Below are 13,656 nucleotides of genomic sequence, written 5' to 3' on the forward strand. Positions count from 1 at the left end.
CCGTATGAAGGCGGCAGGTTTTACGCGACAAAAACTTCCACGGTGGGTGTAACCCGGGTGGCCGATGCAACGAACTATTACTCAGGAGGCACTTGGCGCACGCGAGGCCCAGTTGCAGGCGTTGCTGCTGCAAGGGCTGACCGGCGATGCGGCGGCCTATCGGATGTTCCTGGCGGCGTTGGCCGTGCACGTGCGCAGTTTTTTGTCACGGCGCCTTGCTCAACGCCCCTGCGAAGTCGAAGACCTGCTGCAAGAGGTGTTGTTGGCCGTGCACAACGCCCGCCACACCTACCAGGCGCAGCAACCGCTGACCGCCTGGGTGCAGGCCATTGCCCGCTATAAACTGGCGGACCACTATCGCAGTTACGCCCGCCACGATGCGTTGCACGAAGGGCTGGAGGATGACAGCGACCTGTTTGCCGCCAGCGAGCAAGAGGCGGCTCAAGCCACTCGGGACCTGGCCAAGCTGTTGGCGCAATTGCCAGAGCGCCAGCGCTTGCCCATCGTCCATGTCAAGCTGGAGGGGCTTTCGGTGGAAGAAACCGCGCGCATGACCGGCCTGTCCAGCTCGGCTGTGAAAGTGGGCATTCACCGGGGCCTGAAGGCATTGGCCAAGCTGATGGGAGGCAAGGGCGACGATGAAGACCGATGACCTGATAGCCCTGCTGGCCGCCGGCGAAGGGCCGGTGCAACGCCATGCGCTGGCCCGACGCCTGGCGCTGGCGGTGCTGGGCGGTGCGTTGGGTGCGGTACTGATGACTGTGGCCTTGTACGGTGTGCGCGCCGACCTGGCATTGGTGGCGCACACCCCGCTGTTCTGGGCCAAGCTTGCCTTGCCCGGTAGCGTGGCGCTGCTGGCGCTGTGGCTGACCCAGCGGTTGGCCAGGCCTGGAGTGAAAGGCGGCGCGCTATGGGGGCTGCTTGGTTTACCGCTGCTGTTGGTCTGGCTGGGGGCTGCGACGAGCTTGCTCGGTGCCCCAGAGGGTGCCCGTGCCGAGTTGATCCTGGGGCGCACCTGGCGCACCTGCGCCTTGAACATCGCCTTGCTGTCGGTACCCACCCTGATTGCCATTGGCTGGGCGCTGCGTGGCCTGGCACCCATTCACCTGCGTCAGGCGGGCGCGGCGGGCGGTCTGCTGGCAGGTGCCACGGCTACCCTTGCCTATTGCCTGCATTGCCCGGAAATGGAGGCGCCGTTTTGGGGGCTCTGGTATGTGCTGGGCATGCTGGTGCCGGCTTTGGCGGGCACCTTGCTCGGGCCACGCCTGCTGCGCTGGTGACCGAGGCAGCTTTGTGGCCTTGCGGCTAAGCACCCAGGGCCCGTTTCAACACGTCGTAAACTCTGGCGTCACCTGATTGAGCAACGTTGAAACGAAGGAAGTCGCCTGCCGTCATGGACTGGCTAAAAGCATTTCCGGGCGCAAGCACTACACCGTAATTCAAACAGGTTCTCGCCAGCGTTGCTGCGTCCTTGCCTTGTGGGAGCTGGCACCACACGTACATACCTGCCTGGGGCGTTATCCAGGGTTTGATACCAATGGCCTGAAGCCTGGCCACTGTTACGTCCATTTGCTCGGCCAACCGGAGGCGAACGCTTTCCATGTGTTTGCGGTACCCGCTATCGGTAATAGCGTGATGGATGATGTCCGCGGCCAAGCGCCCACCGCCGAAGGTTGTCGCAATCTTGAGGTCGACCAGGCTGTCGATCCATTCACCACGCGCAGCGATATAGCCGCAGCGGACAGAGGCGGAGATAGTCTTGGAAAAGCTGCCGATCTGGATGACGCGAGAGAGGCCATCGAAGGCAGACAGGCGTGGCGCGGGCGTATGTTCGAAGTCGGCGAAGATATCGTCCTCCACGATCACCAGGCTGGAGTTGTCGGCCAGCTTGAGCAGGCGGTGCGCCGTGACCGGAGAGAGGGTGGCCCCTGTTGGGTTGTGGATGCCGGAATTGGTGATGTACAACCGGGGGGCGTGCTCGAGCAGGGCAGTGCCGAACGCCTCGATGTCTGGGCCCGTTGCCGTGTAGGGTACGCCTACGATGTTTACCCTGTGCGCTTTCAGAAGTGCGTGAAAGTTGAAATAGCAGGGGTCGTCCACCAGCACCGTGTCGCCCGGTTCCAGCAGAAAACGGCAAATCAGGTCGATGGCGTGCGTGCCCGATTCGGTGAGCATGATCTGTTCAAGAGGGGCTTCGATCCCGATGCCAGCCAGCCGCCGTGACAAAAACTGCCTGAGCGGCGGATGCCCAAGCGGAGAAGCGTATTCAGTCAGTTTGGCCGTGTCTGAACGGGCAACGACCCGAAGCGCTTTACGCATGCCCGCTTCGAACATCCAGGAGGGCGGTAGCCAGCCGCATCCCGGTTTCAGCGCATCGCTGGAGGTTTCCAGAGACTGGCGCGAGATCCACAACGGGTCGACCTCAAGATCAAGTTTTGGGCCAAGTTCGGTGAGTGCCAATGGCGCCACCGGCCCGGCTACGTAAAAGCCCGAACCAGGGCGCGAGCTAAGTACACCCTCTGCCATTAACCGCTCGTAGGCCTCAAGGACGGTAGAAACCGAAAACTGCATTGTCTGAGCCATTGCGCGGACCGAAGGAACTCTCGCACCCGGTGTGTAGGCCCGAGAGGCTATCCTGGACTGGATCTCACCCATGACCGTTCGAATTCGCGTGCCATTGCGCTTCATCGCATCCTCAACTGTGCTGGATTAATGTGCATAACAGTTCTGTTGAATTGTATTGGATTGTACGTGGCCTTGGTGAGCCTGTCAGTGATGTACTGAGCCCTGACTTATCGAGGGCTTACCGATGGAAAGAACAACAAGCGGGTGGATCAACGGCTTCATTGGCGTCGCGATCTTTGCGGGCTCGTTGCCCGCCACCCGTGTGGCAGTGGCGGCCTTCGAACCTACGTTTCTGACCTGTGCCAGGGCAACGATTGCCGCCACGGTGGCTGCGTTGTTTTTGATCGTGCTACGGCAGCCGCGACCTAAACGTGGTGATGTGTCCTCCTTGGTGGTTACCGCGCTGGGTGTTGTTATCGGTTTTCCGCTACTGACGGCGCTGGCCCTCCAGCACATCACCTCGGCACATTCCATTGTTTTTGTCGGGCTGCTGCCACTGTGTACCGCAGCGTTTGCCGTTTTGCGGGGCGGTGAACGACCTCGGCCACTGTTCTGGCTGTTCTCGTTGACCGGTGCTGGGCTGGTCGTTGGCTATGCGTTGATGAATGGCGCAGAGGCGTCGGTGGTGGGCGATTTGCTGATGATGGCTGCTGTAGTCGTTTGTGGCTTGGGGTATGCCGAAGGGGCGCGTCTTTCGCGAACATTGGGCGGGTGGCAGGTGATTAGCTGGGCGCTGCTTGTAGCCTTGCCGTTCATGTTGCTGCTGACTATCGCCAATTTTCCAGCACCTGATGCCTTTGCCAAGGTAAGCGGCCCTGCGTGGTTCAGCTTCGGCTACGTTTCACTGTTCAGCATGCTGATTGGCTTTGTGTTCTGGTACCGAGGGCTGGTCCAGGGTGGCATCGCGGCAGTGGGTCAGCTGCAACTCTTTCAGCCGTTCATGGGGCTTGGGCTGGCCGCATTGCTTCTGCACGAGCACGTCAGCTGGCTGATGCTTGTGGTAACGCTGGGTGCGGTTATCTGTGTTGCCGGGGCCAAGAAATACGCGCAGTAAATGGCTGACGCCGTTTTCATCCAGACGATACCGGGGCGCAATTTTCTTGCGGCGCTGCGCCTGTACGGCAGTGAAGATGCCTTCTACGATCAGACCTGGAAGTCGGACGCCGTCGCGAACGTCAGACAAGGGGCACGACACGCGACAGCACTGAAAACAGCCCGGGACAGGGCGGAGCGTGGAGCTGATGAATGGGATGGCGTGCACAGGTGATGCAGGGCGGTTGGGTGGCGCTCTGCCTGGGGGTCCTATTACTCATTGCAAGTGGTGTCAGCCTTGGCGCGGCAGCTGTTGGTGAAGGCCAACTACCTGCCTTGGCCAAGGACCGCGAGGGCTACGCCGATGCCGACAGTTGCCAGGGCTGCCATGCCCAGCAGGCCGGGCAGTGGCAGCATTCCGACCATGCCTGGGCGCTGCGCGACGCCAGCGCGGCGAATGTGCTGGGCGATTTCAACGATGTGCACTATGACCAGGACGGGGTCAAGGCACACTTCTATCGCAAGGGTGGCGGGTACTTCGTCAACATCGAGGGCGAGGATGGCAAGCCTGCGGACTTCCAGGTGCTGCATACCTTTGGCTACGCGCCGCTGCAACAGTACCTCGTTGCCTTGTCGCGCGGCCGCCTGCAGGCGCTGACCATTGCCTGGGACAGCCGGCCAGCGGAGCAGGGTGGGCAACGCTGGTTCTCGCTGTACCCCGGGCAGCGCTTTGCACCGGGCGATCCGCTGCACTGGACCGGCCGCTACCAGAACTGGAACGGCATGTGCGCCGATTGCCATTCGACGCGGCTGGTCAAGCATTACGACGATGCCAAGGACAGTTTTGCCAGTACCTGGCAGGAGAAGACCGTTGGCTGCCAGGCTTGCCATGGCCCAAGCCAGGCCCATGTCGACTGGGCCCGCGAGCATCCCGGCGCTTCGCCAGCCCAAGGGCTGAGCGTGGACGTCAAGGCGTTGGGCAGCAGAGGCCAAGTGGAGCAATGCGCCTACTGCCACAGCCGTCGGCAGAGCCTGGGCACTGGCCAGATGCCTGGCCACCCGCAGTTGGACCAGAGTTTGCCGGCCACACTGCGCACCGGCTTGTACCATGACGACGGGCAGATCGACGGCGAGGTCTACGAGTACGGGTCCTTCACCCAGAGCAAGATGTTTGCCGCCGGGGTCGGTTGCACCGATTGCCATGATCCCCATACCACCCAGGTGCGTATCGAAGGCAACGGCTTGTGCCTGCAATGCCACAACGCTCAACCCAACACCGCGCGCTTCGCCGGCCTGCAGGCCAAGGACTACGACAGCCCCGCACACCATCACCATGCCGCCGGCTCACCTGGGGCGCAGTGCGTGAACTGTCACATGCCAAGCAAGGATTACATGGTGATCGACCCTCGGCGTGACCACAGCTTGCGCATCCCTCGGCCTGACCTGGCTGCCCAGGGCATTGGCCCGGATGCTTGTACCACCTGCCATCAGGGCCGCGAGCCGGCGTGGGCTGCCAGTGCGATCGATAGCTGGTTCACCGCACCCAAGCGCGCGGCCCATTACGGGCAAGCGTTCCATGGCGTTCGTCAAGACCCAGGCACCAGCCTCAGCCGGCTGGGCTACCTCCTCGCGGACAAGCACAACCCTGCGATGGTGCGGGCAACGGCTGCCCAGCAACTGGCCGATCTTGGGCCTGCGGCCGCCAGCAATCTGCGCTGGGCGTTGCAGGACAGTGACGCGCTGGTACGGGCCTATGCCGTGGGCAGCTTTACCCGTTTGCCGGCTGAACAGCGTATTGCGCCGTTGCTGCCGCTGTTGCAGGACCCCGCCCTGGCGGTACGCGATGAAGCCGTGCGGGCCTTGGCCGATGTACCCGCCGCACAGCTTCCCGAAGCCAGCCGCGCAGCGTTCACCACTTCGCTTGCCGACTACGAGCAGCGCTTGCGGGGTAATGCCGACCTGCCTGGTGGGCGGCTCAACCTGGCGGTGCTGATGCAGCGCCAGGGCCATGACGCGCAGGCCATGGAGCAGTACCGCCAGGCGTTGCACATGGACCCGTATTTCACACCGGCCAGGGTCAACCTGGTGACCCTGGCCAGCAGCAGCCAACGTCTGGATGACGCCGAAACACTGCTGCGCGAAGGCGTTGCGCTGGACAAGATGCCGGCAACGGACCGTGGCAACCTGGCGTACATGCTGGCCCTGTTACTGGTCGAGCGGAGCAAGCCGCAAGAAGCGGTCGACTGGATGGAGCAGGCAGCTGTGGCGCTGCCGGGCAATTCGCGTATTCGCTACAACCAGGGCCTGTTGCTGTCCCGCATGAACCGCCGCGACGAAGCGCTGCAGGCCTTGCGCAGCGGCCTGCAGCAAGCGCCTGAAGATGCCGACTTGCTGTATACGCTGATCTACCTGCATGCCTTGGCCGGTGAGCGTGAACAGGCCTACCCGTATGTGCGGCGAATGCGCGAGGCCGCGCCCGACGATCCACGGTTGCAGGCGATCGAACCTTACTGGCGCAACAACCCGTGAGTGCTGCCATGTTCTCTTCACGACACCCCATTGCAGCCTTGCCGTGCGCGTCTAGATTTACCACACCGCTCATCCCATCGAAGGACCGTTGCCGTGAATACCCACGAACACGTCCAGGCACTGGAAGCATCGGTCGCGGAAAAGGTCCTCGGCCAGGCTGATACCATTCGCCATGTCCTGTTAGGCCTGCTGGCCAACGGTCATGTCCTGCTCGAGAGCCTCCCAGGCCTGGCCAAGACCCGCACGGTCAAGGCACTGGCGACGCACCTGGACGCGCAGATGCGGCGCATTCAGTTCACCCCCGACCTGTTGCCCTCGGACATCACCGGTGGCGAGGTGCTGCAGCAGACGGCCGAGGGCAACACGATCAGCTTTCAGCCTGGCCCGTTGTTCGGCAATGTGATCCTGGCCGACGAAATCAACCGTGCTCCGGCCAAGGTCCAGGCAGCCTTGCTCGAGGCCATGGAAGAGCGCCAGATCACGGTGGCCGGGCAGAGTTACCCGATGTCTGGGCTATTCATGGTGCTGGCGACCCAGAACCCGATCGAACAGGAAGGCACCTACCCGTTGCCCGAAGCGCAGATGGACCGCTTTCTCATGAAGCTGCAACTCGATTATCCACGCCCTGAAGATGAAACCCAGGTACTGCGCTTGGTGCGGGAAGAGGACCAGGCCGGTCATGAGGCGGCGGCGCAACCTGCGCGCCTGGCCCAGCAGGTGATCTTCGATGCCCGTCGCGAGGTGGCGCGGGTGCACGTATCGCAGGCCATCGACCGATACCTGGTCGACCTGATCAATGCCACGCGCTATCCCGCCACGCATGACCCTGACCTGGCGCGCTGGATCAGGATCGGTGCCAGCCCGCGCGGCGGCATCAGCCTTGACCGGGTGTCGCGCGCGCATGCCTGGCTCAACGGCCAGGATTTCGTTTCGCCCGACAATGTGCGTGCCGTGGTGCACCCGGTACTGCGCCATCGCCTGCAGCTTTCCTATGATGCGATCACCGATGGCGTGGCGGCCGACCAAGTCATCGACCGGTTGTTGGACAAGGTGGCCATTCCCGCCTGACGGACTTGCCCATGGATGCGAACATGGTAGTGCCGGATGGTTTCGCCTATGCCTCGCTTGCCGAGTTGATGGCGCTGGAGGCCCGTGCCCAGGGGTTGAGCTTTGTCGCGCGCCAGCCGCTTGCGAGCATCCTTTCCGGCAACCATGCCTCACGCCTGCGAGGCAGGGGCTTGAGTTTCGACGAGCTGCGCCGCTACCTGCCCGGCGATGACCTGCGTCACCTCGACTGGCGCGCGTCGTTGCGCTATGGCAAGCCCTTCGTGCGCACCTTCACCGAGGAACGTGACAGGCCCACCCTGGTGCTGGTCGACCAGCGCATGAGCATGTACTTCGGCTCGCAGCGTTACTTCAAGTCGGTCAGCGCCGCGCAGTTGGCGGCGATCTGTGGCTGGGTGGCCTTTCACGCCGGTGACCGGGTGGGTGGCATGGTCTTCGATGGCCAACGGGTAGAGTATGTAAGGCCCCTGCGCAGCCGAGCACGGGTTGAAGCGTTGTGCAGCGCAGTGGTCAAAGCCAATCATCGGCTGTCAGCCTATGCCGCTGATCAGGAAAACGATGCACAGCTGGACAAGGTGTTGCGTAGCTGCGCCGCCAGTGCCGGTCACGACCACCTGATCTGCATCATCAGCGATTTTGCCGGCACTACGGCCGAAACCTTGCCGTTGTTGCGCCGGCTGAGCCTGCACAATGATGTGATCGCCATCCAGGTCTATGACCCGATTGCCCTGCAGGTGCCGGACAAGGGGCGGTTGAATGTCACCCAAGGCGCCGAGCAGGTCGAACTGGCGGTGGGCCAGCGGCGTATCAACCGGCCGTTGGCCGAGTTTCTTGCCGGGCGCCTGCAGGGTGTGGCCGAACTGCTGCGCCGTAGCCAGGTGCCATTGATGCGGGTCAGCACCGCCGATGACAGCCTGCAGCAACTGCGCCGCGAGCTGGGCCGCCTGGCTCAGGTGCCGCGATGAACGCTGCCGCCCCCTCCATCGACCAGTTGCGCGAGCTGACGCCGGGTGTGCCGCCGTTCAGCTACCTGCCGCAGACCTGGGCCTGGTGGGTGCTTGGCGTACTGGTGCTGTTGCTGGCCTGCCTTTGTGGGGCGCTGCGCTGGCACCGTTGGCGGCGCGACCGGTACCGCCGTGAAGCGCTGGCCCGGCTTGATGAGCTGGCAGCGAGTGAGGGTGAACAACGGCTTGTGGCGTTGCGTGAACTGCCCGAATTGCTCAAGCGTGTGGCGCTGTCGATGCCGGATGCGCCGCCCGTGGCGAGCTTGGCCGGCGCGCAATGGCAGTGCTTCCTCGACCAGCGCGCCCGCCGGCCGCTGCCATCGGGCTTTGCCGACACCCTGCAGTTGCTTGCCTACGCGCCGGACGCGACCTTGCGCCGGCTGGACACGCAGCAGGCGAACGCGTTGTTCGGTGCCAGCCGTGGCTGGATCGAGGGGCACCATGTGGCGCTTTGACTACCCGTGGGTGTTCCTGCTGTTGCCGCTGGCGTGGTTGGCCTATCGTGCGCTCAGCCCGTACCAGGAAGGCCGTAGCGCGTTGCGGGTACCCTTCTTCGCAGCCATGAGCCGCGCTGTCGGCAAGCAGCCCGGGAGGGCCAGCAGCGGGCAAGGGCATGTACTGCTGAACCTGCTGGTGTGGTGCCTGTTGGTGGCCGCTTGCGCAAGGCCTGTGCTGGTGGAAAAGCCGATCCAGCGCGAGCAGCCAATCCGTGACCTGATGCTGGCCATCGACATTTCCCAGTCGATGGAAGCGACCGACTATACCGACGCCAATGGCGCTAAAAGCGACCGCCTTAGCGCGGTGAAGTCCGTGGTGCGCGACTTCATCGCCCGGCGCAAGGATGACCGCATTGGCCTGATCGTGTTTGGTACCGGTGCCTATCCGCAGGCGCCGTTGACCCTCGACCATGCCAGCCTGTTGCTGTTGCTCGATGAGGTGGGGATCGGCATGGCTGGGCCAAACACCGCGCTGGGCGACGCCATCGGCTTGACCATCAAAGCCTTGGAGAAGACCCCAGAGCAGGAGAAAGTGCTGATCCTGCTGACCGATGGCAATGACACCAGCAGTGCCATTACCCCTGACCATGCGGCCCACCTGGCCCAGGCCAACGGTATCGTGGTACATACCATTGGTATCGGCGACCCGCAGGCGACTGGTGACGCCAAGGTCGACCTGACGACCTTGCAGGCAATCGCCCGCACCACCGGCGGGCAATTCTTCCGCGCCGACGACCGCCAGGCGCTGCAACAGGTGTATGCCACCCTCGACCGCCTGACCCCGCACAAGGTGCAGACCTTCAGCCACCAGCCCAAGCGTGACTTGTTCGTCTGGCCATTGGGTATGGCAGCCGGTTTGCTACTGGCGGGGCAACTGCTGGCCCTGGTCCGGGCACGGCTTGCGCAGGTGCAGGCATGACCATCGACCTTGCGGCCTTTCACTTCCTTCGCCCCTGGTGGTTGCTGCTGATCGTGCCGGGTGTTGTGCTGCCCTTGGTGTGGTTGCGCCGACACGATCTGCGGCATCAGTTGAGCGGCATCATCGCTCCACACCTGATCAAGCACCTGATGATCACCCCGGCCCACGCGCGGCGGCTGCGCCCGGTCCACCTGCTGGGGGCGGCACTGGTGTTGAGTGCCATTGCCGCTGCCGGGCCGACCTGGCAGCAGGACACACCTGATTTTCTCGACGACCGCGCACCGCTGATCGTTGCCGTGGACCTGTCGCCCTCGATGGATGCCGACGATGTGCCGCCCAGCCGGTTGGCCGCAGCCCGACATACCTTGCACGACCTGGTCATGCGCCGTGGCGGCGCGCGTACCGGCCTGATCGCCTATGCCGGCAGTGCGCATCTGGTGCTGCCTTGCACTGAAGACCCAGGCTTGCTGGATACCTTTATCCAAGCCTTGTCGACCGACTTGATGAGCGCGCCCGGCAAGAATGTATTGGGCGTGATCGACGAGGCCTTGAAGCTGCTGGGGGCGGAAAAGTCCCCTGGAACCTTGCTGCTGTTGACCGATGGCGCCGATGCCAGCCAGTTCGACGCCATCGCCAAGCGGCTGGCCGGCACGCAGTTGCAAGTGTTGGTGCTGGCTGTCGGCAGCCAGTCCACCGGCCCCCTGCGCAACGCCCAGGGCATGCCGCGCCTGGATACCCTGGGCCGGCCGGTGCTAGGGGGCTTTGACGTTCAGGGCCTCAAGGGCCTGGCCAAGGCTGCCAGTGCGCCCTTGGGCAGTTTATCGCTGAACGATGACGACCTGGATTGGGTCGAGTTGCATGCCCAGCGGCACTTCAAGGCCGCCAGTGCCGAAGCCGACCAGGTGCACTGGAAAGATGCCGGTTACTGGCTGTGCTGGCCGTTGTTGCTGGTGGTGCTGTTCAGCGTGCGACGTGGCTGGCGGGTGAACTGGCTGCCGGGGCTTTTGTTGGCCGTGCTGCTGGGGACAGGCGCTGAGCCCGTCAGGGCCGGGGGATTGGCCGATGCGTTTTTCACGGCTGACCAGCAAGGGCGCTGGGCATTCGAGCATGGCCGTTACCCGCAGGCCGCCGCGCACTTTCGCGACCCTTACTGGAAGGGCGTTGCCGCCTACGAAGCGGCCGACTACCCGGCCGCGCTGGCGAACCTGGGCAAGCTGGACACGGCACCGGCCTGGTTCTATCAGGGCAACAGCTATGTACGGCTTTTCAAGTTCCCGCAGGCAATAGCGGCATATCGCCAGGCGCTGCGCCTGCAACCTGACTTTGCCGAGGCCAAGGCCAACCTGGCGCTGGCCGAGGCGTTGCTCAAGGACTATGAGGGCCAGCAGCAAGCCGGCACGCCTGACGAAAAGGCCGACAAGGTGGTGGAGGATCAGACACCCGCCGCCGGCGACCAGCAACAACAGCAGAAAACGCCGCAGGCGGCCTCCGACCAGCTGTGGCTGAACAACCTCACCACGTCCCCTGCGCAGTTTCTCAAGCGCAAGTTCTCGATCCAGGATGCCGCCGCGCAGCAAGCGGCCAAGGAGGCGCCATGATCCGCCTGGTGGTGCTGGTGCTGGCTGGCCTGGCAACCGTTGCCATCGCCGCCGAGCCCGAGGTACGGGTGCAGGCGCGCTTGGTGCCGGATACAACGGTCATGGTCGGGGCCAGTGTGACACTCGAGGTCGATTTGCTGGTCGACACCTGGTTCACCGCGCCGCCGGAGCTGCCGGTGTTGCAGTTGGCCGGTGCCGTGGTCAGCCCGCCCGGTGGCGAGGCTGAGCACCTCAATCAGCGGCTCGATGGCAAAGCCTTCTTCGGCCTGCGCTACCGCTATCAGATCACACCGAGCGTGGCGCAGTCGTTCACGGTTCCGGCACTGACAATCCGTGTCCATCCTGGCCAGGCCAGCGCTGCGCAGACAGTGCAAAGCCAACCCTTGTCGTTTGCCGCCAAAGGGCAGGCCGGTGGCGATGGCGAACAGCGCTTGGTGGCACAGGCGCTCGACGTCAGCCAGGCCATCGAGCGCTCGCACACGCCGCTGCGCGCCGGGGACAGTATCACCCGCCGTTTGCACATCGTGGCCCGCGGGGGCCAGGCAATGCTGATTCCGCCGCCGATCTTTGCCGAGGTCGATGGCCTCAAGCGCTACGTGCAGACCCCAATCGTGTCACCGGTCAGCGACGGGCGCGGTGGCACCCTGGGCGGCCAGCGCGAGGACAGCGTGACCTATGTGGCCGCTGCCGCTGGGCACTATCGGCTGCCTGCCATCGAAGTGACGTGGGTGGACGCTGCGAGTGGTGAACCGCGCACGGCCTCGGTGCCAGCGCTGAACATGGAGGTGGGCAAGGGCAGTTACCAGGCACCGTTCTCCTTGAGCGAAGATTTGCGCGCACTTGGCCGAGGCGCGCAAATCAGCATCGCCAGCCATTGGGTAGTGCTGGTGCTGCTGGCGTTGCTGGTGGGCGGGGTGGGCTGGGCCGGTCGCGCTTGGGGGCAGGGCGCCTTGTTGCACTTCAAGCGCTGGCGGGCTGGCCGCCAGCAGGCCTGGCTGAATTCACCGAACTACGCCTGGCGTCAGGCTCGTCGACAGTGCGCCAGCGAGCCGGCACGGCTGGATGCCATGTATCTGTGGCTGCGTCGGGCCACAGGCCAGCGCACGCTGTCGTCAAGTGAACATCTTCGTGGCAGGCAAAGCGAAGGGGCTTTGCTAGCCTTTTTGCAGGATTTCTATGCTGCCGGGCGCCTTCGGCCACCCCCCGCCGATGCCAGGCTGAGCCTGTTGTACAGCCTGCGGCAACAGGTTGAGGCGCACCCAGCCAAGCCTGTCGGCAAGCACGCGCTCAAGCAACTCAATCCCTGACAGCCTAGCTGTCAGGTCGGCAACTCAAGCAGGGATGATTGGCCATGCGCAAGGTCCTGGTGAGCACCGCTTCCGTTCGTGCGCTGTTATGTGTCTTGCTGCTGGTGCCGGCCCTGCAGGTGCTGGCCGCTGAGCCGTTGGCCTCTTGGCGTGACGGGCCGTCGCGCCAGGCCATCGAGGCTTTTGTTGGCGCGGTCACCCAGCAAGGTGGCCCCGACTATGTCGCCCCGGCCGAGCGCATCGCGGTGTTCGACAACGATGGCACGCTGTGGAGCGAGCAACCGTTGTATTTTGAAGTGCTGTTCGCCATGGATGAGGTCAAGCGCCTGGCGCCGCAGCACCCGCAGTGGCGTAATCAGCAGCCGTTCAAAGCGGTACTGGAGAACGATCACCAGGCGCTGGCGGCGCAAGGCATGGACGGCATGCTCAAGATCGTCGCGGCCACTCATTCGGGGATGAGCAGTGAGGACTTCATTGCCCGCAGCCGCAGTTGGTTGGCCAGTGCCCGTCACCCACGCACCGGCAAGCCGTACACCGAGATGGTGTTCCAGCCGATGCTCGAACTGCTGGGCTACCTGCGTGACAACGGCTTCAAGACCTACATCGTGTCAGGTGGCGAGGTCGCCTTCATGCGCGCTTTTGCCGACGAGGTGTATGGCATCCCGCCGGAGCAGGTGATCGGCACGACCCTGGAGGCTTCGTTTCAGGACCAACAGGGCAAGCTGAGCATCCAGCGCTTGCCCAAGGTGGTGCACAACGACGACGGCCCGGGCAAGCCGGTGAGCATCGATTCGATCATTGGTCGCCGGCCACTTCTGGCGTTCGGTAATTCCGACGGCGACCTGCAGATGCTGCAGTGGACTAAAGCGGGCAAGGGCCGACGCTTTGCCGGGCTGGTCCACCACACCGATGCCCACCGCGAGTGGGCGTATGACCGCAAGAGTTCGGTCGGTCGCTTGGACAAAGCGCTGGACCAAGCCACGGCCAAGGGCTGGACCGTGGTCGATATGGCCACTGAATGGCGCCGTGTCTACCCCTTTGAAACACCGCAATGATTCATCAACCAGCCGCAGCAGCACG

At 63.8% G+C, this 13,656-nt stretch carries 13 protein-coding genes; 12 read left to right on the forward strand and 1 reads right to left on the reverse strand.

What is annotated here, in order from left to right:
- Positions 1–64: 64 nt before the first annotated feature.
- Positions 65–652, forward strand: coding sequence for a sigma-70 family RNA polymerase sigma factor (locus APH35_RS01280; RefSeq protein ID WP_041166520.1), 588 nt, complete (start codon positions 65–67; stop codon positions 650–652).
- Entirely contained in the window at positions 639–1,280 is a 642-nt protein-coding gene (locus APH35_RS01285) for a DUF1109 domain-containing protein (RefSeq protein WP_060492488.1), read from the forward strand. Before APH35_RS01280 ends, APH35_RS01285 begins: the two co-directional genes overlap by 14 nt.
- 25 nt (positions 1,281–1,305) lie before the next feature.
- Here the strand turns inward: APH35_RS01285 and APH35_RS01290 are convergent, their stop codons facing one another.
- Complete coding sequence (locus APH35_RS01290; protein WP_060514074.1) at positions 1,306–2,688, reverse strand: aminotransferase-like domain-containing protein; 1,383 nt, start codon at positions 2,686–2,688, stop codon at positions 1,306–1,308.
- A gap of 121 nt (positions 2,689–2,809) precedes the next feature.
- Between APH35_RS01290 and APH35_RS01295 the strand changes: the two genes are divergently transcribed.
- The 10 genes from APH35_RS01295 to APH35_RS01340 all read left to right on the forward strand — a co-directional run bounded on the left by APH35_RS01295 (position 2,810) and on the right by APH35_RS01340 (position 13,631).
- The gene (locus tag APH35_RS01295) at positions 2,810–3,679 is read left to right on the forward strand and encodes a DMT family transporter (protein WP_012272683.1); all 870 of its coding nucleotides are present in this window, start codon (positions 2,810–2,812) and stop codon (positions 3,677–3,679) included.
- The gene (locus APH35_RS01300; RefSeq protein WP_012272682.1) at positions 3,680–3,892 is read left to right on the forward strand and encodes a hypothetical protein; all 213 of its coding nucleotides are present in this window, start codon (positions 3,680–3,682) and stop codon (positions 3,890–3,892) included.
- Positions 3,871–6,186 carry a tetratricopeptide repeat protein gene (locus tag APH35_RS01305; protein WP_060514075.1) on the forward strand — a complete coding sequence of 772 codons (2,316 nt, stop codon included), beginning with the start codon at positions 3,871–3,873 and terminating at the stop codon, positions 6,184–6,186. Before APH35_RS01300 ends, APH35_RS01305 begins: the two co-directional genes overlap by 22 nt.
- A gap of 93 nt (positions 6,187–6,279) precedes the next feature.
- The gene (locus APH35_RS01310) at positions 6,280–7,254 is read left to right on the forward strand and encodes an AAA family ATPase (RefSeq protein ID WP_012272680.1); all 975 of its coding nucleotides are present in this window, start codon (positions 6,280–6,282) and stop codon (positions 7,252–7,254) included.
- Positions 7,255–7,265: 11 nt separating this feature from the next.
- Entirely contained in the window at positions 7,266–8,216 is a 951-nt protein-coding gene (locus tag APH35_RS01315; protein ID WP_012272679.1) for a DUF58 domain-containing protein, read from the forward strand.
- A complete protein-coding gene (locus APH35_RS01320) occupies positions 8,213–8,710 on the forward strand; it encodes a DUF4381 domain-containing protein (RefSeq protein WP_060492491.1) in 498 nt (165 codons plus the stop codon). Before APH35_RS01315 ends, APH35_RS01320 begins: the two co-directional genes overlap by 4 nt.
- On the forward strand, positions 8,697–9,671 hold the full coding sequence (locus APH35_RS01325) for a vWA domain-containing protein (protein WP_012272677.1): 975 nt from the start codon (positions 8,697–8,699) through the stop codon (positions 9,669–9,671). The genes APH35_RS01320 and APH35_RS01325 overlap by 14 nt, the downstream gene beginning before the upstream one ends.
- Positions 9,668–11,269: a VWA domain-containing protein gene (locus tag APH35_RS01330; protein ID WP_060514076.1), complete on the forward strand. Its 1,602-nt coding sequence runs from the start codon at positions 9,668–9,670 to the stop codon at positions 11,267–11,269. Before APH35_RS01325 ends, APH35_RS01330 begins: the two co-directional genes overlap by 4 nt.
- Positions 11,266–12,576, forward strand: a complete 1,311-nt coding sequence (locus APH35_RS01335; protein WP_060514077.1) for a BatD family protein — start codon at positions 11,266–11,268, stop codon at positions 12,574–12,576. Before APH35_RS01330 ends, APH35_RS01335 begins: the two co-directional genes overlap by 4 nt.
- 44 nt (positions 12,577–12,620) lie before the next feature.
- The gene (locus tag APH35_RS01340; protein WP_060514078.1) at positions 12,621–13,631 is read left to right on the forward strand and encodes an HAD family hydrolase; all 1,011 of its coding nucleotides are present in this window, start codon (positions 12,621–12,623) and stop codon (positions 13,629–13,631) included.
- The last annotated feature ends 25 nt before the right edge of the window (positions 13,632–13,656 follow it).

Origin of the sequence: Pseudomonas sp. NBRC 111132 (assembly GCF_001320565.1) — a bacterium.
In the GTDB taxonomy this organism is placed as follows: domain Bacteria; phylum Pseudomonadota; class Gammaproteobacteria; order Pseudomonadales; family Pseudomonadaceae; genus Aquipseudomonas; species Aquipseudomonas putida_P.